The organism is Ochrobactrum quorumnocens, assembly GCF_002278035.1.
In the GTDB taxonomy this organism is placed as follows: domain Bacteria; phylum Pseudomonadota; class Alphaproteobacteria; order Rhizobiales; family Rhizobiaceae; genus Brucella; species Brucella quorumnocens.
On the sequence record NZ_CP022603.1, the window covers coordinates 682,609 to 703,523 of the forward strand.

Consider the following 20,915-nt stretch of genomic DNA (forward strand, 5'->3'; position numbering starts at 1 on the left):
GAACAAAGAATGTCTATGATTTCAAAAACCGCAGTACTTGCGGTAACGGGGACCCTTGCGCTTTTTTCAGGGGCAGCACTTGCGCAGGAGCCGATCAAAATCGGTGTTCTGGAAGACCAATCTGGCGAATTTGTCGTGCCTGTCATTGGTAAGGTCCATGCGATCCAGCTTGCAACCGAAGAGATCAATGCCAAAGGTGGCATTGCTGGGCGTCCGATTGAACTGGTCATTTATGACACGCAGTCAGACAATACGCGGTTCCAGGAATTCACACGCCGTGCACTGCAACGCGATAAGGTCGATGTCATTTTCGCAGGCTTTTCATCGGCGTCCCGAGAGGCTTATCGACCAATCGTACGCCAGTTTGACGGCTTTGCCTTTTATAACAACCAGTATGAAGGCGGTGTATGCGACGCAAATATGGTCATTACGGGCGCAGTGCCGGAACAGCAGTTTTCAACCCTCATTCCCTGGATGATGGAAACCTATGGGAAGAAAGTTTACACCATCGCTGCGGATTATAATTTTGGCCAGATTTCGGCTGAATGGGTCCGTGAGATTGTTAAGCAGAATGGTGGTGAAATGGTGGGAGAGGAATTCATCCCGCTTGGCGTTTCGCAGTTTTCTCAAACCATTCAGAATATTCAGACTGCCAAACCTGACGTTGTCGTGACTTTGCTGGTTGGAACAGCGCAGGCTTCCTATTATGAACAAGCGGCTTCCGCAAATCTGAAATTGCCTATGGCTTCATCGGTCAACGTTGGACAGGGCTACGAACATAAGCGTTTCACACCACCTAGTCTTGCGAATATGCATGTGACGACAAACTACATCGAAGAAGTCGACACGCCAGCAAGCAAGGAATTCATCGAACGCTTCCACGCCAAGTTTCCGAATGAGCCTTACATCAACCAAGAATCTGCCAATTCTTATATTGCAGTCAACCTCTATAAGCAGATGGTTGAGCGTGCTGGTGGATCAACCAAGCGGGATGACTTGCGCAAAATAATTGCGGAGGGCGACGTTTGTTTTGACGGTCCTTCGGGAAAAACCTGTCTTGATCCCAAGAGCCAGCATATGTCGCATACCATCTATCTGGCCAAAGTAGGCGATGACCACAGTGTTTCTTTCCCAAAAGTCTGGAACGATGTGAAGCCTTACTGGCTGGGTGATGCGGGTTGCGACCTAACGAAAAGCAATCCTGGCGAACAGTACACACCATCTAATCCACCTTCGAAGCAGTAAGGGTCTGATCCGGCACGCGCGTGATGCGTGCCGATGAATCAGACGTCTCCCGATTAAGGATTATTATGATGGAGCTATTGGGTTCTCTTTTCGCTGCCTTTTATCAGTTTGGCGATGCATTTGCGTTTCTCGTTCTTTCGGCATGCGGACTGGCAATCATCTTTGGTATGATGGGGGTCATCAATCTCGCGCATGGTGAGTTTATCATGTGCGGTGCTTATGTGACCGTAATGACCACAAAGGCCGGTTTACCCTTGCCATTGGCCATACTTACCGGGGCCCTCGTTGCAGGCCTCATCGGTATGCTTCTTGAGCGACTTGTGATCCGTCATCTCTACGGTCGGCCACTTGATACAATCGTTGCAACATGGGGCATCAGTCTGATTGCGACACAAGGAACACTCATCCTGCTTGGTTCAACGATGCAGGGTATCGGCACTCCATTGGGATCGTTCACTTTGGGAGCTCTGTCCTTCTCTATTTACCGCATGGTCCTGATGCTGGCAGCACTGGCGATCCTCGCAGGTCTCTACCTTGTCTTTAACAAGACACGCTTCGGCATTCTTGCACGTGCGACAATTCAGGTCCCCGACATGGCCAAGACGCTTGGTGTGAACACGAACTATATCTATGCGCTGACGTTTGGTCTGGGTGCCGGTCTGGCAGGACTTGCCGGCGGACTTTATGCTCCGACCATGACCCTTGTACCGACAATGGGTTCGAGCTTCATTGTGGAGTCATTCGTAACCGTTGTTGTCGGAGGCGCTGATGTCTTTCTGGGTACGGCACCGGCTGCGGCCATTCTAGCGATCGTCAAGGCAAGTCTTACGTCGATGTATGGCCAACTGTTTGGACAGATTGGGCTGCTCCTGGCTGTGATCATCGTCATTCGTGTGCTGCCAAATGGCCTTTCAGGGCTTTTCATTAAAGGAAAAGGTTAATGGCACCCAAGCTATTCAGGCATCTCGAAGGGCCCCAAACCAACGGCAAAGGCCCCATTTTCTGGGTTGGATTCTTTGCCGTTGTCCTAATCGCGATCATATACCCCATGTTTTCTGACGGTTACACCATTGGAAACAATGTCTACTTCCTGATTTGGACATTTATGGCGATGGGGCTTAGCCTCATATGGGGCTATGGAGGGGCTTTATCGTTCGGTCAAACAGCATTTTTCGGTGTTGCTGGCTATGCCTATGGAGTGTTCACAATCAACATTGGGGATGCTTACGGCCTTACCCTTGTCGCGTTGGTCTTGGCAATTCTCCTGTCTGGTCTCTTTGCTGCAATCATTGGATACTTTCTGTTTTATGGACGGATAACAGGGGTTTTTCTAGGCATTGTCACTCTTTCGGTGACGCTCGTGCTGGAGCGCTTAATGGCGCAGACGGCAGGCCCGGAATGGGCAATAGGAAAGGCCCGCCTTAACGGTTTCAACGGTATGAGCGGTATGCCGCCAATTACCATTCCGTGGTTTGGTGGTGACATTGCGCTCTATCCAGATATCGGACTTTACTATGCCGTTCTTGGCCTTGTAGTTCTTGTCTACCTAGCTTTGCGCGTTCTACTGAACTCGCCATTTGGCAATGTCCTAGTAGCCATTCGCGAGAATCCGCAGCGTGCCGAGATGCTGGGCTATGATGTTCGCCTCTATCAGTGGGCGGGCTTTATCATAGGCTCGATGCTAGCCGGTCTTTCGGGCGTTCTATACACCGCCTGGGGGCAGTATATCACACCATCAAGCATGAGCATTACCGCAGCTGCGTTACCGATTGTTTGGGTTGCCGTTGGTGGTCGTAGCGACATCACTGCCACCCTGATTGGAACGCTTCTTGTTCTTGCAGGATTTCAAGCGCTGACAATTTATGGTGCTCAATATGCACTGGTCGTGATGGGTGCTTTGCTCGTTTTCACAGTACTTCTCGCACCGCAAGGTATCGTTCTTGGGTTAGCCAATTTGATTGGGCGTGTTCTGTTTTTCAAACGCAAGAGGTCAGCGCCATGAATATTCTTGAAACACGCGGCCTGCATAAAAGCTTCGGTGGACTGCACGTAACCAACGATGTCAACTTGCGGCTCAAGAAGGGAGAAATTCACTGTTTGATCGGACCAAACGGAGCAGGAAAAAGCACTCTCTTCCGTCTTATTCTCGGTGAGTATCTGCCAAGTAAAGGCGACGTCATTTATAAAGGCGAAACGATTACCCGATTGAAATCGTTTGATCGCGTCGACCGCGGTATCAGCGTAAAATTTCAGGTTCCGGGAATTTTCAGGGAACTGAGTGTTTATCAAAACCTCGAAATAGCGGTCCAAAGAAAGCATCGCGGATCAGATCTTAAACGCGAAATCGAACGTCTTTTAAGCTTCCTGAAGCTTAGGGATTCCACCACAAAACTTGCCGGTAATCTCAGCCATGGCCAGAAGCAGTGGTTGGAGATTGGTATGGCGATCAGTCTTGAACCGGAATTGCTGCTACTCGATGAGCCGACAGCAGGCATGACGCCGGACGAAACATTTGCGACCGGCGAAATGATTCAACAATTGAATGCACAAGGAGTGACTGTGTTGGCCGTTGAGCATGACATGGCATTCGTTCGGCAAATCGCGCAACGAGTTACCGTTCTGCATTTTGGTAAAATTTTTGCACAAGGCTCGATCGAGGACATTGTAAAGGATGACCGGGTCGCCGCAATCTATCTGGGGCAAGCCGATGCATAAGGAAATTCTACTTCAAACACGCGGACTATGGGCAGGGTATGGTGGAAAGCCCGTGCTGCAGGGTGTAGATATCGATGTGCACAAAGGCGAAATCGTAGCCGTTATCGGTCGTAATGGCGTGGGTAAATCTACACTTATGAAGGCTCTTATCGGGCTTTTGCCAGCTGATCAGGGATCAATACAGTTCAACCAGAAGGACCTTACGCATCTGCCTCCTCACAAGCGGGTACGACACGGAATCGGTTATGTGCCGCAAGGACGAGATGTTTTCCCTCGAATGACTGTTGAAGAAAATCTGGCCGTCGGAGAATCTATAACTCCCGGTGCCAGTAAAAAGCTTTACGACGAGATTTATGTCCGGTTTCCAATTCTCGCAGAGCGACGACATCAACGCGCTGGAACCATGTCGGGCGGTCAGCAGCAACAATTGGCAATTGGACGTGTTTTGATAGGACGTCCGTCTCTTATCCTCCTTGACGAGCCGTCCGAAGGAATTCAGCCAAACATCGTGATGGATATTGCAAAGTTATCAGTCGAACTTAACCAGAGAACTGGAGTGTCGATCATTCTGGTTGAACAGAATATCGATATGATCCGCGCCATGGCCCAGCGCTGCTATGTCATGGATAAAGGACGCATCGTTGCAACACTCTCAGCCGAGATGTTGGAAGATCGCGATACGGTACGCAGATACCTGGCTGTCTGAAGATTGCAGGTGTCGGTCTTAGAAATCCCCCAATCTTCGTTTGTTCCGAGCTGGGATTTGCTCGGGAGCTTGCTGAATCAAAATTTAATAAAAGGAGAGTTGTATGTCCTGGTTTGAGGAATCGATTATGGCCCGCAAAGGTGTTGCAAAAGGTATCGCCGGAAACCCTCACCACATTAGTGAAGAAGTTCAGGGAAAGTACCAGTATGTTTACGGGGCATTTGTTGAGCCTATATTGTATGTAGAGCCGGGAGCGATCATCTCCGCAGAGACACACGATGCTTTTGAAGGGAAAATTAGTAAGGAGACTGACAAACCTTCGGAGATTTTGAATTTTCCATTTCTCAATCCCCAAAATGGCCCGATCTATGTCGAGGGTGCCGAGAAAGGCGATACTCTGGCGGTGTATATTAAGGAAATTCGCCCACGCGGCGAACAGCCGTCCGGCACCACTGTGATCATGCCAGAGTTTGGCGGTCTCGTGCCGACAGCGGATACTGCGATGCTAAACCCCACGTTGCCGGAGGTTGTCAAGAAATTGCACATCGACGCTGAAAAGGGTATTAAATGGAATGATCGTATCACTCTGCCATATGAACCATTCATCGGTACAATCGGCACTGCACCGGAAATCGAAGCAATAAGTGCTCTCGTGCCGGATTATTATGGTGGCAACATGGATTTGCCTGATGTTGCACCGGGCGCAGTCATCTACCTGCCAGTTCAAACAAAAGGAGCTTATCTGTTTCTCGGCGATTGCCATGCTGCGCAAGGTGATGGAGAACTTTGTGGCGTAGCCGTTGAACATCCAACCGTAACTACGGTTCAAGTCGACCTGATCAAAAACTGGACTATTCGTGCACCCCGTTTAGAGAATGAAAAATTCTACATGACGATTGGCTCTTCCCGTCCCATGGAAGACGCAGCTCGACAGGCTTACAGGGAACTAATCCGCTGGATGGCTACGGACTTCGGTTTCGATGAGATTGATGCCTATATGCTTTTGACACAGGCGGGACGGGTACGCCTTGGCAATATGGTAGACCCCAAATACACCCTTGGTGCTTCCATTTTAAAGACTATTTCTGGCATCGCTAAATAGTAGTGCTCTACGGTGGTGTGTCAGAACGCGCCGCCGCCACACCTGTTAGACCCAAATAAAGATCCATAAAACCGAGGCCTTCAAAACGATATGATGTCAAAAATTGATCCACGCGTTTTTCTGGAGTCCTTGTTTGATGCAGCGGTTGCTGCTGCTGATCCTGAGCTGGTGATCCGGGCCAATTTGCCTGCAAAGCCTAAAGGCCGGACGATTGTAATTGGCGCGGGCAAAGGGTCGGCGCAAATGGCGGCGGCTTTTGAGCGTGTATGGGACGCACCGCTCGAAGGTGTGGTCGTCACGCGTTATGGTTATGCAACGTCTTGTGAGCGTATTGAAATCATCGAAGCCGCCCATCCGGTGCCCGATGAGGCAGGGCTTGCGGCCTCAAAACGTTTGTTTGATGCCGTATCGAACCTCACGCAAAATGATTTGGTCGTGGCACTTATTTCCGGTGGTGGTTCAGCACTTCTGCCGTCTCCGCCTCAAGGCATGACGCTTGAAGATGAAATTTCAGTCAACAAGGCCCTGCTCGCATCAGGCGCACCGATCTCGGCCATGAATGCAGTACGAAAACATCTTTCCACAATCAAGGGCGGACGGCTTGCAGCTTGCGCCCATCCTGCAAAAGTTTTCTCGCTGGTCCTGTCTGATATTCCGGGTGACAACCCGGCCTTTGTCGCCTCTGGCCCGACCGTCCCTGATGCGACTTCTCGCGACGATGCACTCAAAATCATCGAACACTACAAGCTTAAATTGCCCGATACAGTGCTCGCGCATCTTAAAAGCGAGAAGGCTCATGCTCCAAAGCCTAATGATAAAATCTTTGCCAATAATGAAGTGCGGGTGATTGCATCAGCTGCAGTTTCGCTTGAGGCGGCCGCAGAGGAAGCTTCACAGCAGGGGGTAGAGGCATTCATTCTGTCAGATGCAATGGAAGGTGAGGCTCGAGAAGTCGCGCATGTTCATGCCGCTATTGCACGTGAAGTGGCAGATCGGGATCGACCGTTTAAAAAGCCAGTGGTGATCCTGTCAGGTGGCGAAACCACGGTCACGATTCGCGAAAAAAGCGGCAAAGGCGGGCGCAACAGCGAGTTTCTGCTGTCCTTTGCACTCGATATCGAGGGCTACACGAATATTCACTCGCTTGCAGCAGATACGGACGGCATCGATGGTTCGGAAGACAATGCAGGCGCTTTTGCTGATGGTTCAACGGTTTCGAGGCTGCAAAAAGCAGGCGTAGATGGTGCCACGCATCTCAATGCCAATGATGCTTGGACGGCATTCGATATTATTGGTGATCTGTTCGTACCAGGACCGACCGGCACCAATGTGAATGATTTCCGAGCTGTACTGGTTATGATGTGACGTACGTCCATTCTGCGACACGAAAAGCTTGCTCATTCACACCTGAGAATAGTTAGCAAATGCTCGGACCTCCGACGGCTGTTGCCCCAACAGCGATACATGAAAGCCACCAATAGATGTCTTCTTGGTTGAAGAACTTAAGTTTAGGGTGCCGCATATGGCAAAATCACATTTAACCATATGTGGCCATCACTTCGCTTTTAGCAGGTGATGCAACGCGCCACGGCCTAAATCCTTCTACCTGTTTTACTGTCGAAGAGATGGACGCGGCTTTCGTCTCCTTTAACGTGCACCTGTTGCCCTAGCTCCAATTCGCTATCACGCGGGAACTCGACAGTCAGCATTTTAGCGTGGCCAATTTCGATATAGCCGAACATTTGACTGCCCAATCGTTCGACCACCGCAAGCTCACCACTAAACCACGCCTCCTGCGCAAAACAAGCAGTCATATCCTCAGGCCGAACGCCAAGCGTAACCTGGTCCTGAATACCGAGCTGCAGGTTTTGAAAGCCAAGTGAAACATCTCTACCGATGCAAGATAGTACAAGATTCTCTTCGCTATTTTGTCGGACTGCCGCAGGAAGAGCGTTCATGGTGGGGCTTCCGATGAATTGTGCGACGAAGAGAGTTGCAGGCTTGCGATAGATATCGAGCGGTTTACCAATCTGTTCGACATTCCCCTTGTTCATAACCACAATTCGGTCTGCAAGTGTCATCGCCTCGATCTGATCATGCGTCACATAAACAGTGGTCGCTTTAATCTTCCGGTGCAATTTCGCTATTTCCAACCGCATCTCGACCCGCAAAGCCGCATCGAGATTAGAGAGTGGCTCATCGAACAAAAAGGCATTGGGCTCTCGCACAATAGCGCGCCCCATAGCGACACGCTGACGTTGACCACCCGAAAGTTGCGCAGGACGTCGGGTAAGAAATTCACCAAGTTTTAACGTCTCCGCCACCGTTCTAATGCGCGAAGATACGTCGTTGTCATTGGAGCCGCGCATCTTGAGGCCAAAAGCCATGTTTTCCTGCACACTCATGTGCGGATAGAGCGCGTAGTCCTGAAACACCATCGCGATATTGCGCTCTGAAGGCGAAAGCTCATTGACGATAGCATCGCCAAACCTTAGCTCTCCGCCCGATATATCCTCCAGACCAGCAATCATTCTGAGCAAAGTGGATTTGCCACAACCGGAGGGACCAACCAGAACAACGAATTCGCCACTCTCTATATGAAAGTCGAGATCGTGAATGACTTTATGCGTGCCATAAGTCTTCTGGATACGCTCCAACGTGATGGCGATCATGCCTTCTCCTCCCAGAGTTTTCACTTGACGTCTTTTATCGATATTATTATCAATAATGATAATTGAAGCTTTAAGCAAGAAGGCTCAGGCATCGACGTGGCATATTTTTCACCGAAACTCGTTCAGAGCAGACCCCCAAAAGCGGCAGTCGTATTTGAAGCGCTGAAGCGGGATATTATGCTTGGCACATTGCCTGCCGGGGCCAACCTAACGGAGCTGGAAGTCGCCGCACATTTTCAATGCAGCCAGGGCCCAGTGCGTGAAGCGCTGCTCCAGTTGCAGGAAGAAGGCCTTGTTCTGCGACAGGGCCATAGGGGAACACAGGTTTCTCTATGCACACCGGACGAAGCTGTTGAAATGTTTCGTCTACGCAACTCCATTGAATGCAATGGGATCCCGCGCGTCATGATGCGCCGCTCCAAGAAGTTGACGGATGACCTCAAAGGAATGCTGGAGGGGATGCTACAGGCAGCCGACGAAGAAGATGAATATCGTCTGGCTGCGATTGACCGTGACTTTCACAGACGCATTTTCGACGAAGCAGACTTGCCTGCTCTGAACCCCATTTTACATCGTTGCCTTGTTCACAACCATCGCTTCAAAATTTCACAAAGCGGCAATGCACGCGATCTGCGTGGAACTGCGCTTCGTCATTGCTCGATTATTGATGCAATTGAAGCCGCCGACACCGAAGCTGCAATGGTTGCTATGCGTCACCATATTGCGACGATTGTTGATTTCGGGCCAGCGGTGTTCCCGGAAGAAGGTCGCTCTTCATGACAACTACCATCAAACAAGAATTATTGCCGGAAATGCAGGCTATTCTCGAAGAAATCGCAATCGAGTTCGCAGGCACTCCTGATCCAACGACGCTTCCATCAGCAGAGGGGCGTGCGCTGGCGGAAAAGAACAACCAGCGCTGGAATATCAATCTGCCTGAGATAAAGGACGTGTGTTCAATACATCTAGCTGCGAACCCATCTGTCGGCTCACAGGAAACTCCATTGCTTGTTCTGGAGCCTCACAACAAAAAACCCGGAAGCATTCTTTTCGTGCACGGTGGCGGCTTTGCGTTTTGTAGTCCCAAAACGCATGAGCGCTGCGCGCGCATGCTTGCAGAAAAGTCCCGCTTAACTGTGGTTTTGCCTGATTACAGACTGGCCCCGGAGCACCCCTTCCCGGCAGGCCTTCATGATGTCATTGGCGCGATGCGGGCATTGATTGATGGGGAACTAACAGGGCTCGATAGCCCCGTTTATATCGCAGGCGATTCTGCTGGTGCAAATTTAGCACTTTCAGCCATGCTGCATGAGGCGGAAAACAACCATGCGCTGCCTAAAGGCGCGCTGCTCTTTTATGGCAACTATGCCATGGATTTTGAAACCCCATCTTATAAAGCATTCATCAATGGTCCAGGGCTGACCACTGACAGAATGAAGCGTTACTGGAACTGGTATGCGAGTGGGCAAGACATTGCTTCAAATCCGCTAGCCTGCCCGCTTCATGCCAAAGATGCAGCCCTAGAAAAAATGCCACCGCTCTATCTTACAGCTGCAGGCATCGACCCCCTCTTTTCCGATACGATTTTGCTTCACGAGCGGCTTTTGAAGATTGGACGCAAGGACGAATTAGCCGCCACAGATGGCGTCGTTCATGGCTTTCTGCAATACACAAATGAACTAACGGCAGCTAGAGCAGCGTTGGAGGACGCAGCAAAGGCATTAAGCCGAATGGCCTGAATGAAAGAGGCTTTTTAGACAACTGGGAGGAGTTGAAATGTTGAAATCTCTTATGCTCAGCGCGGCATTTGCTGCTGCACTTACAATTTCGGCGCAATCCGCTGAAACCGTTCGCTTCTGGTATCATTTCGACAATCCGGAAAACCCGATGTCGGAACTTGTTGCGAAATTTGAAAAAGCCAATCCGAACATTAAAATCGAAGCGGAAAATATTCCATGGAACAGTTATTACGATAATCTCTACACATCCATCATTGGCGGCAGCGCACCTGATGCTGCAATGGTGAAGCTGTTCGCGCAGCCGCGTTTGAACGAAATGGAAGCTCTGGAACCGTTAGGCGAGCGGATCGATGGCTGGGCCGGGAAAGACGACCTGCTCGATAATCTGCTCGAACTAAACAAAGCATCAGACGGCAACCAATATTATCTGCCTATTCAGTATGTTGTTCTTTATCTTTATTATCGTGCTGATCTCTTCAAGGAAGCGGGTTTGGAGCCTCCTAAAACCTGTGAGGACTTCCGCAATGCTGCCATTAAGCTGACAGACGCTCCTAATCGTTACGGCTTCGGACTTCGTGGTGGCAAAGGTGGATGGGATCAATGGGGCGCCTTCGTTCTTTCACAAGGTGGCGAAGTAATGCCCGGCGGTTTGACAACACCATCCGCCGTGGCGGCCAATCAATGGGTGATCGATCTTTTCCAGAAAGACAAAGTCATTCCTCCATCAGCGCCAAATGACGGGTTTCAGGAAATTATTTCAGCTTTCAAAACCGGTAAAACCGCTATGACGATCCACCATGTCGGCTCGTCCAAGGATCTCGTTTCTGCACTCGGAGATAAGGTATCAGCAGTTCCTGTACCTGAGTGCGGCGGCAATCGCTGGACGTCATATGGCGATGAATCTCTGGCGATTTTCTCGTCCTCGAATGTGAAAGACGCTGCATGGAAATGGATTTCTTTCCTTGCAGAAGGCGAAAACAATGTTTCCTTCAATAGCGCAACTGGTCAGATGACCGTCACAAAAAGCGGCTCAAAAGATTGGAAACTGCACGACCGTCGGTTTGTTGATGCAACGGTCAAGTCCCTGCCCTTCGCACATGTACTGCCACAAAACGAAGGCACTTCAGAATTCGTGAACACAGCGTGGCAAACTGCTATGCAACGCGCGCTTGCAGGGCAGATCACATCTGAACAGATGATGCAGGAACTGGAAAAACTATTCCAGAACTAAGCAACCGACGTGCGGGTCATTCGTGGCAGCATTCTCATGCGCCGCCATACCTCTCCCGTTAAAAAATCGTCGAACGCCAATCCATTCCCCAGCTTGGATAGATAGCCTATGTCCGCGTTACCTTCTGTCTCCCAATCACCAACGCATCTCCGACACCGGAGCAAAAAGCTGCTGCCTTACTGGTTGCTTAGCCCTGCCGTTGTTGTCACGCTGGTCATTGTCTTCCTGCCAATGGTGCAGGCAGTCTGGACAAGTTTCTACGATCTGTTGCTTTTCAAGCCCAAAGCAACAGCGTTTGTCGGCATTGGTAACTATATCAAACTGTTAGAAGACCCGGTCTTTTGGGCCGCGTTCTGGAACACATGCATCTGGATCGGGCTCACTGTCCCACTCCAGATGGGGCTAGGACTGATAACTGCCCTCCTGCTCAATAGGCAATTCCCGTGGCGAGGCTTGGCCCGTGCGCTGGTCATCATTCCTTGGGCACTCCCGAGTGTGGTCATTGCACTGATGTGGCGGTGGATTTACGATCCCAATACGGGCGTCCTCAATGACATTCTGCTCAACCTCTCGGTTGTGAGCCAGGCGGTTCCATGGCTGGCCGATCCAAACATCGCCCTTTATGCAATCATCGCAACGCTGACTTGGCAGGGGTTCCCGTTCTTTGCGATTATGATCCTCGCAGGCTTACAGGGCATTCCCAAAAGCCAGTATGAGGCGGCGTCAATTGATGGTGCATCGCCATGGCGTCAGTTCTTGAACGTAACATTGCCCGGCATCGCGCCCGTTTTAGCAACAGCAGGCCTGCTCCGGGTGATCTGGGTCGCTAACTCGATGGATGTGATCTTCGTCATGACAGGAGGCGGTCCCGGCTACTCAACTTACACGCTGCCTCTCTATGCATTCGTGAAAGCGCGGCAAAACCTTGATTTCGGTTATGGCACAGCTATCGCTGTCACCTTCACGCTCCTGCTCGGTGTTCTGGTCGTTCTTTATCTTGCACGTACAATGCGTGAGGTCGAAAAATGAAACGTCAAAGCACGCTTAAACGCATACTGACCACCGACCTTCCGGTCGCCTGCATCGTGCTCTTCGCCTTGGCTCCTTTCGCGTGGATGGTTTTGACATCACTCACGCCAACTGAGCAGCTATCAGCCAGCGGTGTTTCACTGTCGCCTTCGGGCTGGAGCCTCGATAATTACGAGCGCCTGTTTAACAAAGCGCAATTCTACAAAAATATGCTTGATAGCCTCGTCATCGCTGTAGGCACAGTTGTGCTTGGCCTCGCGGTTTCGATAACGGCAGCCTATGCGCTATCACGTTTTCGCTTTATCGGGCGCAAATTGTTCATGATGCAGTTTCTGCTCATCAACATGTTCCCGATCGTGCTGCTGATCCTGCCGCTTTTTATTCTCATGCGGAAATATGGCATTCTGGACACCTATCTCGGGCTTATTCTTGCGAACTCTACGGTCGCAATTCCGTTTTCGGTCTGGATGCTAACAAGTTACGTCGCAGCTATTCCCAAAAGCCTTGATGAAGCCGCCATGATGGACGGCTGTTCACGCCTTGCTGCGTTGCGGCGCGTGATCATACCGCTGATGATGCCAGGGATTATTTCAACCGGCATCTACATCTTCATCACTGCATGGAACGAATATCTCTATGCGCTCACACTTGGCGGCAGAAATGTGCGCCCCGTTACGGTCGCAATCCAGACTCTGATTGGTGAATACCAGATCGAATGGGGGCTGCTCGCAGCGGGTGCCGTTGTTGGCGCAATGCCCGCAGCCATTCTTTTCCTTCTCGTTCAAAAGCGCCTTATCGGCGGCCTCACACAAGGGGCAGTCAAAGGCTGACACCGCTCCATTCCCCAATTATTCTTCAAGCAATCGAGGAAAAAACATGAACCCCATCGGGTTGATTTCAATGCAATATGCGCGTCCTTTTGCGGCCGAACATTTTCCGCTTTTCCCTAAAATGCGTGAACACGGATTTGAGTTTGTTGAGTTGCTGGTGCCTGAACCCGGCGAACTCGACCTGAAAGAAACACGCAAAGCACTAGATGACGCAGGACTTGGCGTCGTGCTTGCAGCGCGCGTCAATCTTGAACGTAACATCTCGTCTGCTGACCAAAATGCCTATCACGGTGGCGTAGACTACCTCAAATACACGGTTGATTGCGCTGATGCACTTGGCGCGCAGGTTGTCGGCGGGCCTCTGACCGGGAATCCCCTCGTCTTTGCTGGCCGCCCTCCTCAGCCCGTTTCAGAAGTTGAACGCTTGCGCCGCAAAGATAACTGCGTAAAAGCCCTGAAAATTGCTGGAGAGTATGCTCAGGGAAGCGATGTTGTACTCGCAGTCGAACCGCTCAACCGGTTTGAAAGCGATGTCCTTTGCACTACGCAGCAGGCAATCGAATTGCTGGACGCGGTTGATCAACCAGCGATAAAACTGATGCTCGACACCTTCCATATGCACATGGAGGAAAGCTCAATTCCAGAAGCCATCAGGCTTGCCGGCGATCTGGTTGTGCATTTTCAAGCCAACGAAAACCACCGTGGCTTTCCCGGCACGGGCGCAACAGACTGGGTAGGGGTTTGTCGTGCACTACACGAGATCGGTTACACAGGTCCAATTTCGCTTGAACCATTCCGCCGTCAGGATGATCGTTTTGGCGTTCCTTTTGCCCAATGGAGAGCGCCACACGAGGATGAAAGTGATCGTCTGTCGGCCAGCACCACCTTCATGAAAAGCCACCTCCTTCTCACGGAATATCGTCGATGACACTCAAAATTGGTTGGATTGGTTGCGGTATACACGCGACCCAGATGTTGCTTCCACAGCTCGTTCGCTATGACGTGGAGATTGCCGCACTTTGCGATGTCGACCCGGCACGGCTGGCTAATGCCGGAAGACAATTCGGCGTACGTGCACTTACCAGTGATGTCGAAACCCTGCTCAATACATCCGGTCTTGACGCCATTGGCATGGCTGTCGGCCCTGATCAGCACCTTGCCTTTGGTAAAGCCGCACTGGAACGCGGCCTGCCTGTATTCATGGAAAAGCCACCTTCTGGATCAGCCGAAGGCGCGCGTGAACTTCTCAAAGCTTCTGAAAAATCCAAGAAACCGCTTCTGCTGGGCTTCATGAAGCGCTATTCTGTCGGCAACAAAATCGCTGCAAATATCATAAAATCAGGCCAATTCGGTGATGTTTTGGGCCTAACTGGCTATTATATGACGGCTCCCGGCTATTTTGCGGGGAACGTCGATTACACCGGCTTCTTCCTACACCACTGCGTCCACTATATGGACCTCGTTTCCCACTTGGTTTCGCCTGTTCGAAAACTGACAGCGAAGAAAGTCGAAAAAGAACCGGGAAAGCTGCTGATCCATGCAGCATTTGACTTTGAATGTGGGGCTATCGGCACCATTGCTATGGGAACGATGCAATCGCGCGGCACACCCGTCGAGCGTATTGAGCTGATGGGAGATCACCAGCGCATCGAAATCGATGATGTCATAGATGTGCGCTGGCACCGAAATCCTGCGTTCAAGATCGACGACCCGAAAGCAATGCTATCAGGCGAGTGCGATACGCTGACTTGGAAGCCTAACTTCACCGCAGCTGCAAATGAAGATCCGAAGGGCTATCATTCGCTACTGGCCGATGTCGTTCCGGCACTCATGGGGGATAAAACACCAGCACCAAACATTATAGACGGCGTTATTGCCATGGAACGGTTAGAGGCCATGCGAAAGGAAATCGGCTTATAGCGCTAACTTATATTTCACATCAGAACGAAACTATCACATAAAAATTGCTCTGACCTCTTCAAACTGGTCCGTGTATGATTAGAGTTTTCCCCGCTATTTTCCTGACTGGAGAAGGAGTGGAAAGCATGAAAGCATCGAAGTTTTCGGATGCCCAGAAGGTGTTTATTCTCAAGCAGGGGGATGATGGGGTGCCGGTAAGAGAGATCTGTCGCAAGAGCGGGATCAGCCAAGCGACGTATTTCAATTGGAAGAAGAAATACGCAGGTCTTCTGCCTGATGAGATGCGGCGGCTGCGTGTTTTGGAAGACGAGAACAGCCGTCTGAAGAAGATTGTTGCAGATCTAACGCTTGACCGCGAGATGTTGCAGGACGTCATACGCCGAAAACTTTAAGGCCTGCTCGGAAACGTGATCTGGTGGCGGGAATGCTTGTTGACTGGGGAATATCGATCCGGCGTACTTGCTTGGCGCTCAGCCTCGACAGATCAACCATCAATTACAAGTCCCGCCGCCTGATGCAATAAACTGTGCAGGCCGCTGTTGAAAAATGGATCAAAGAGATTTGTGAGACCCATGTGCGTTACGGTTACCGACATGTACACGTCCTGCTTCGAGCTGAACAGCCTCGCTGGCCTTCATCGGCAGTGCTTCCACATCAACGGTTCGATACGGATCAACGAACTCGACCGTCGATATAACCGGGCCGCCGAATTTCGTCTGACTGATCGGATTATTAGGCAACGGATAGGATGGCACGAAGCGGCCACTTGACGGTAGTTCGAACATAATGACACTATCTTTAATCTTGAGTAAGAATTAAATCGGCTTTGGTCTGTTATTACTTAGGGAAGCTATTGCATCTCTATAGAAGGAGTTATCGATGGGTATTTTCGACAAAATCAAAAGCGCAATTTGGGGTGAAGCTCAAGCCGCGACACCGGAACCTGCCACAATAGAAACAGGCTCACCGTCTGCTGATACGCCGACGGCTTCTTCTACACAAGCTACACCCGTCACTGCCGCGGACAGTTCAGCTGCCGTTGACGTTGGCGCGGTGCTAGATGCAGCAGTCGCCACGAATGGCCAGAAACTAAACTGGAAAACATCGATCGTTGATTTGATGAAGGCGCTGGGCCTAGACAGCAGTCTTGAACACCGCAAAGAGCTTGCGAAAGAACTCGGTTACACAGGCGACGTTTCAGATTCGGCCACGATGAATGTTTGGCTCCATAAAGAAGTGATCCAAAAACTAAAAGATAACGGCGGCACCGTTCCTGCTGGTCTTTAACGTTTAGCCACTTGTTGGGTTTCTAAACGCAACTGAACGACCTCGCCGGGGACCCGCCCGTCGGGGTTTGCATTTCAGGCACCCTTCGGGGCGCCTGAGTTTCTATCGTACTAACCCACGCCTGGAAGCCTGTTTACTATCCGCGCTGACCGCATCGGGTCCGATTTGCCATATGCTTTGACGGTTCGTGAACTGGTATTTTGAGACACGTTCTCGACATAAGAATGGAAACTACCGTCGTTCTCGAAACGCGTCACAACTCAACAAGCATAGGACCGGCAGCGCTTGTCCTTTGTTGTGCGCTTAGGACCGGCATCGTTGGGGCCCGCAGGCTTGGTGTGCCAGTCGCGAAGGCGGGCAAGCGATCCTCGTTAATTGCTTCGAGACGCCCTCGATATTTAGATGTCGAACGAGCGTTCGTCATTAACTCTCTATTCGATACTTTCGTGAGGATGCTATCACTGCGACCGGTTGCCGAGCAGGTGAACCACGAAAGTCAGGTCATCCAGTGGAAAGCCCTTCGCTTGGGGTACGGCGCAGATGATCGCGCTTGAAGATGTATCTGCATCATCACAGGGCCCCATTGATCATGGTTTCGAACGCCCAGCATTTTCAGCAATAGCCCATCCTACCTCATTCTCAATGATGTTCCGCAACAGCTGCTCTCCAGCAAACGCTTACAAATATTCGGTTGTATCAACCTATGTTGGCAACCGTTACATTTGTTCTATTTTTTTCTAGGATTTATTTTGTAACTTCGACATTGCATTGACCTCCTTTGGAAATATGCTCCCCGTATCGCGCACCCGAGCCCCCCGCCCCAAAACGCGATACGGGACTTTTTCCAAGGATAGTGGACGCAAACATTTGAACTTCCAAGAATATTCATAATCTTACCAAATTAATGCTGTTATGTACCTCTTGATTTACTAATTAAATACTTCTAGATGAAATCCGTCTGGGAGGATAAGATCGCCTGCGCGCGCTTTTGAGCCGCCGGGCGACTTTCCATTTCAAGGCCTATGCACTCACTGCATGTCAAATGTGCAACATTGCACATTGTAATCATCCAACCATTACCTATTTTCAGATTGTTCAGTCTCACTCCTCCTCCCAGAGGCTGAACCCGAGCGCGGCACTCCTCCTCCCAGTCGCGCTTTACAGATCAGCCCGCTGCACATTCCTCCTCCCAGTGCAGCGGGCTTTGTTAATTTTTAGGCCGATATTCTCGGCGTTCATCGTAGAGTAGGTCACTGATTTGAAGTCATCTCCACAGCAACCTCTCGTCAAACCGTGCGTGCAGTTTTCCCGCACACGGCTTTCCGACTGCCTTCTTCCGGCAGCTTTATGACGGCACAGTTCGGGCATACCGGTTGTTCTCTTCTCCCTTGACCACCAAGCCGTTAAGCTTGAATAGTCCATGGTAGTCGTAGAACCATGACGGCGGATGGTCCCTCCATCCCTTTGTCCGTTTCTTGTGCTTCTTCCTCAGCATGATGCAAAGTGTCCACATCGTGTAATTAGCGATGCTCTTGAAATGCATTCGAGAATTACCAGTCTTGAAGTAGTTTCCCCATCCTCGCAGAACAGGATTGATCTGGTCTTTGATAAGTAAGGGCAGATCGCGGTGTTGCCCTGTGCGGACAATTTCCCTGATCTTCTTCTTGACTGATGCCATCGCCTTGGGAGCGGGATAATAATATGTCTTTGCTTCACCTGAGCGCTTAGACGGCTGCACCGCAAAGCGGTGGCCGAGGAAGTCGAACGGTTCTTCGCGGACATTGACTATCCGTGTTTTCTGCTCGTTGAGCGTCAGGCCCAGCCGGTCGAGAACCTTCTTGGCCTCGGACAGGTAGGTTTCTGGCGCTTTTCCGCACAGAATGACAAAATCGTCAGCATATCGCACGATGTGAGCATCATGCGCCCTGCTACCGAAAGCCATTTTCTCCCAATATCGGTCCAGCCAGTGCAGATAGAGGTTGGCAAGCAACGGAGAAATGACCCCGCCTTGCGGCGTTCCGGTCGTTTCCTTGCGCACCTGCATATCTTCCATCACACCGGCGTCGAGCCACATCGAGATCAGTTTCATAACTGACCGATCGATGACCCGCGACCGCACAGAGATCAGCAGTTTGTCGTGCGGAATCGTATCAAAGTATGATTTCAAATCCGCATCGACGACATGGACGCAACCAAAGTTGATCCATTTGTAGATCTCCCGCAGGGCATGAAGGGCGCTCTTACGAGGCCGAAACCCATACGAAAAATCCTTGAAGTCCGCCTCGAACAACGGTTCGATGACGATCTTCACTGCTGCCTGTATGACACGATCTTCTATGACTGGAATGCCAAGCGGACGCTTCGATCCATCGGCCTTCGGGATATAAACCCGTCGAACCGGCTGGGGCCGATAGCGCTTCGCCTGAAGTTTTCCCTGTATCCCACCGAGGAACCGCTAAAGGCCGATCTTTCCTTCGATCATATCGAAGGTCTGTTTGTCGATGCCAGGGGCACCGCCATTAGCCTTGACCTGTCTGTAGGCGAGCGCAAGGACATCTTCCCGGCGCACCTTGTCATAGAGCACTCCGAATTTCCGCGTCGGATTCGCCTTGGCTGCTCGGTATAGTGGCCGTTGCAGTTCTCGCACTTTTTCTAACGGTGTGTTTTGAGCTTTCGCAATCACACAGTGCCTCCTACATCGGCTTCCGTGGCAGAAGTAGAGGTCCTTCCCTCCGGTCAGGTTTTGTTGCCCTGTCCATCATCAGTACTATGACCTCCTCCGACTCCTTGTCCCTGCATCCGTCCAGATTTCGGTGCTTGCCTTATACTTTCAGTTACGCAGCAGGTTAAGCTGCGACAGGGGAAGGTCTCCTTGGTTCCGCTCAGTTCTGTGCATACATCCCATCCTCTATACCCCGAGTTCCAATGCCGGTTTCACTTGGTCAGTTCATCCACCGGCATTCACTGGTCTTCGCCCCCATTCTAAAGGCTCGACGGAACCACCCTACACCGCACTCTCCCAGTATTGCTGTACGGCTGAAATTGACGAGGCTTATGAAGGTTCACTTTCGTTACGGGCTGTATGCTTGCGGGCACCCACGGTCTGGGTCGGGGGCTACCTTTGTCCGGCGTCGTTCCCGCGTTTCAGTCACCATCCACACGTACGCCATAGCTACACAGTCAACTAACCTCCTACTGTGGCAGGACTCTCACCTGCAAGAAACTGAGCAGCTTGATCCAAGCACTCAAAACGGAATTTCGTCGTCCAGCAGCTTCGACTAACCGATAGACGCATTTGTCGTTCGCAGGCTCCGGCACGTTATTGTTGCCGGCAGGGAGTGGGTTTTCAGCGCCAACTCGATCGCAGTCATCCCGCAGTCGTCGCTGATCTTATACATCCTGAAAGGCCTACTGGAGTGATCGGCCTGATTGTCGCTGCACTCGCCCGCAGAATAGCGTTGGGACACTCGCCGTTTACAGTGCTAAGTTGCGATAACCTATCTCATAATGGCCAGAAACTGCACAACGCAACGCTGACTTTTGCGCGGGAAGCTCATGGAGAGCAGCTTTCCAGTTGGATAGAAAGCACTGTCAGATTTCCATCATCCATGGTGGATCGCATCACTCCAGCATCAAATGCCGCTACTACCAGACTTGCAGCAGCACTGACAGGACGAGAAGATCAAGCAGCGGTCGAAACCGAACCGTTCACTCAATGGGTCATGGAGGATCAATTCTGCGCCGGACGACCAGAATGGGAATGCGCAGGCGCCTTGTTTGTCAATGACGTTACTCCGTATGAACGCATGAAACTTCGGATGCTGAATGGAGGACATTCCATGCTGGCTTATAGTGGGCAGTTGTCAGGCAAAACATTTGTACGCGATGTCATGGCGGACCCTGATCATGCTGCCCTCGTTCGGCGTCATCTTGCTGCAGCTGCGGCAACTGTGAAGGGCTTAGCTATTGATCTCGATGGCTATGCATCTGCCTTGGCCGAACGATTTTCGAATCCAGCGATTGAGCATGCTACAGCGCAGATCGCAATGGATGGCACCCAAAAGCTTCCTCAACGCATAACAGCATCAGCTTTAGAGACCATTGCTGCTGGTGGATCGGTACGTCCCTTTGCGTTTGCGTTGGCGGCTTGGCTTGCTTTTCTCGTTCAAAAGGATCACGACGACCGGCCTCTACCGCTGAACGACCCAAAAACCACAGAGCTTCAGGCTGCACTAAAAGACGCCGAAACACCGGGCGATATAATTCATGCGGTGGCCGGTGTTTGCCCTGGCATCCTTCCAGCCGCTTTGACCGATGGTGCTTTCGGCTCTGCACTCCACGCTATGCTGACTGACATTCTTTCCAATGGAATGAACTCCGTTATCCATCGCGAAGCCGAACAATATAGCTGATCATTGTGACAGGGTCTCGTGCGACCA

Annotated in this window: 20 protein-coding genes and 1 pseudogene; 17 read left to right on the forward strand and 4 right to left on the reverse strand. The window is 51.0% G+C overall.

Annotated features, from left to right (window positions below; translation table 11 throughout):
- The first annotated feature begins 9 nt into the window (after positions 1–9).
- From CES85_RS03380 to CES85_RS03410, 7 genes are all read left to right on the forward strand, one after another.
- Positions 10–1,245: an urea ABC transporter substrate-binding protein gene (locus CES85_RS03380; RefSeq protein WP_095444639.1), complete on the forward strand. Its 1,236-nt coding sequence runs from the start codon at positions 10–12 to the stop codon at positions 1,243–1,245.
- A 68-nt stretch (positions 1,246–1,313) separates the two neighbouring features.
- A complete protein-coding gene (locus CES85_RS03385; RefSeq protein ID WP_095444640.1) occupies positions 1,314–2,186 on the forward strand; it encodes an ABC transporter permease subunit in 873 nt (290 codons plus the stop codon).
- Positions 2,186–3,247, forward strand: a complete 1,062-nt coding sequence (locus CES85_RS03390) for an ABC transporter permease subunit (RefSeq protein WP_095444641.1) — start codon at positions 2,186–2,188, stop codon at positions 3,245–3,247. The genes CES85_RS03385 and CES85_RS03390 overlap by 1 nt, the downstream gene beginning before the upstream one ends.
- Positions 3,244–3,960 (forward strand): ABC transporter ATP-binding protein, encoded by a 717-nt coding sequence (locus CES85_RS03395; protein WP_095444642.1) that lies wholly within the window; start codon positions 3,244–3,246, stop codon positions 3,958–3,960. The genes CES85_RS03390 and CES85_RS03395 overlap by 4 nt, the downstream gene beginning before the upstream one ends.
- Positions 3,953–4,666, forward strand: a complete 714-nt coding sequence (gene urtE, locus CES85_RS03400; protein WP_095444643.1) for an urea ABC transporter ATP-binding subunit UrtE — start codon at positions 3,953–3,955, stop codon at positions 4,664–4,666. Before CES85_RS03395 ends, urtE begins: the two co-directional genes overlap by 8 nt.
- Before the next feature lie 103 nt (positions 4,667–4,769).
- Positions 4,770–5,768, forward strand: a complete 999-nt coding sequence (locus CES85_RS03405; protein ID WP_095444644.1) for an acetamidase/formamidase family protein — start codon at positions 4,770–4,772, stop codon at positions 5,766–5,768.
- Between the two features lie 90 nt (positions 5,769–5,858).
- Positions 5,859–7,133 carry a glycerate kinase type-2 family protein gene (locus CES85_RS03410; RefSeq protein ID WP_095444645.1) on the forward strand — a complete coding sequence of 425 codons (1,275 nt, stop codon included), beginning with the start codon at positions 5,859–5,861 and terminating at the stop codon, positions 7,131–7,133.
- 227 nt (positions 7,134–7,360) lie between these two features.
- Here CES85_RS03410 and CES85_RS03415 read toward each other — a convergent pair whose 3' ends face one another.
- Entirely contained in the window at positions 7,361–8,440 is a 1,080-nt protein-coding gene (locus tag CES85_RS03415) for an ABC transporter ATP-binding protein (RefSeq protein ID WP_095444646.1), read from the reverse strand.
- 96 nt (positions 8,441–8,536) lie between these two features.
- Here CES85_RS03415 and CES85_RS03420 point away from each other — a divergent pair, with 96 nt between their 5' ends.
- The 8 genes and pseudogenes from CES85_RS03420 to CES85_RS03455 all read left to right on the forward strand — a co-directional run.
- Positions 8,537–9,220 (forward strand): GntR family transcriptional regulator, encoded by a 684-nt coding sequence (locus CES85_RS03420; RefSeq protein ID WP_095444647.1) that lies wholly within the window; start codon positions 8,537–8,539, stop codon positions 9,218–9,220.
- Positions 9,217–10,179, forward strand: a complete 963-nt coding sequence (locus CES85_RS03425; protein ID WP_095444648.1) for an alpha/beta hydrolase — start codon at positions 9,217–9,219, stop codon at positions 10,177–10,179. The genes CES85_RS03420 and CES85_RS03425 overlap by 4 nt, the downstream gene beginning before the upstream one ends.
- 37 nt (positions 10,180–10,216) lie before the next feature.
- On the forward strand, positions 10,217–11,410 hold the full coding sequence (locus CES85_RS03430; protein WP_208636281.1) for an ABC transporter substrate-binding protein: 1,194 nt from the start codon (positions 10,217–10,219) through the stop codon (positions 11,408–11,410).
- A 108-nt stretch (positions 11,411–11,518) separates the two neighbouring features.
- Positions 11,519–12,439, forward strand: a complete 921-nt coding sequence (locus CES85_RS03435) for a carbohydrate ABC transporter permease (protein WP_095444649.1) — start codon at positions 11,519–11,521, stop codon at positions 12,437–12,439.
- Positions 12,436–13,269, forward strand: a complete 834-nt coding sequence (locus tag CES85_RS03440; protein WP_095444650.1) for a carbohydrate ABC transporter permease — start codon at positions 12,436–12,438, stop codon at positions 13,267–13,269. Before CES85_RS03435 ends, CES85_RS03440 begins: the two co-directional genes overlap by 4 nt.
- 46 nt (positions 13,270–13,315) lie before the next feature.
- Entirely contained in the window at positions 13,316–14,197 is an 882-nt protein-coding gene (locus tag CES85_RS03445; protein WP_095444651.1) for a sugar phosphate isomerase/epimerase family protein, read from the forward strand.
- Positions 14,194–15,189, forward strand: coding sequence for a Gfo/Idh/MocA family protein (locus CES85_RS03450; RefSeq protein WP_095444652.1), 996 nt, complete (start codon positions 14,194–14,196; stop codon positions 15,187–15,189). The genes CES85_RS03445 and CES85_RS03450 overlap by 4 nt, the downstream gene beginning before the upstream one ends.
- A gap of 125 nt (positions 15,190–15,314) precedes the next feature.
- Positions 15,315–15,808 (forward strand): annotated as a pseudogene (locus CES85_RS03455) (transposase); the annotation flags it as partial.
- Here the strand turns inward: CES85_RS03455 and CES85_RS27380 are convergent.
- Positions 15,741–15,974 carry a hypothetical protein gene (locus CES85_RS27380; protein WP_167388235.1) on the reverse strand — a complete coding sequence of 78 codons (234 nt, stop codon included), beginning with the start codon at positions 15,972–15,974 and terminating at the stop codon, positions 15,741–15,743. The pseudogene CES85_RS03455 and the gene CES85_RS27380 sit on opposite strands and share 68 nt — an antisense overlap.
- Positions 15,975–16,068: 94 nt before the next feature.
- Between CES85_RS27380 and CES85_RS03460 the strand changes: the two genes are divergently transcribed.
- Positions 16,069–16,476 carry a DUF3597 domain-containing protein gene (locus CES85_RS03460; protein ID WP_095444653.1) on the forward strand — a complete coding sequence of 136 codons (408 nt, stop codon included), beginning with the start codon at positions 16,069–16,071 and terminating at the stop codon, positions 16,474–16,476.
- 1,345 nt (positions 16,477–17,821) lie between these two features.
- On the opposite strand, the gene ltrA is transcribed toward CES85_RS03460, so the two are convergent.
- Both ltrA and CES85_RS28065 read right to left on the reverse strand, forming a co-directional pair.
- A complete protein-coding gene (gene ltrA / locus CES85_RS03475; RefSeq protein ID WP_208636286.1) occupies positions 17,822–18,916 on the reverse strand; it encodes a group II intron reverse transcriptase/maturase in 1,095 nt (364 codons plus the stop codon).
- A gap of 15 nt (positions 18,917–18,931) precedes the next feature.
- Entirely contained in the window at positions 18,932–19,060 is a 129-nt protein-coding gene (locus tag CES85_RS28065) for a hypothetical protein (RefSeq protein ID WP_280523381.1), read from the reverse strand.
- A gap of 754 nt (positions 19,061–19,814) precedes the next feature.
- Here CES85_RS28065 and CES85_RS03480 point away from each other — a divergent pair.
- Positions 19,815–20,888 (forward strand): mannitol dehydrogenase family protein, encoded by a 1,074-nt coding sequence (locus CES85_RS03480; protein WP_244923212.1) that lies wholly within the window; start codon positions 19,815–19,817, stop codon positions 20,886–20,888.
- The last annotated feature ends 27 nt before the right edge of the window (positions 20,889–20,915 follow it).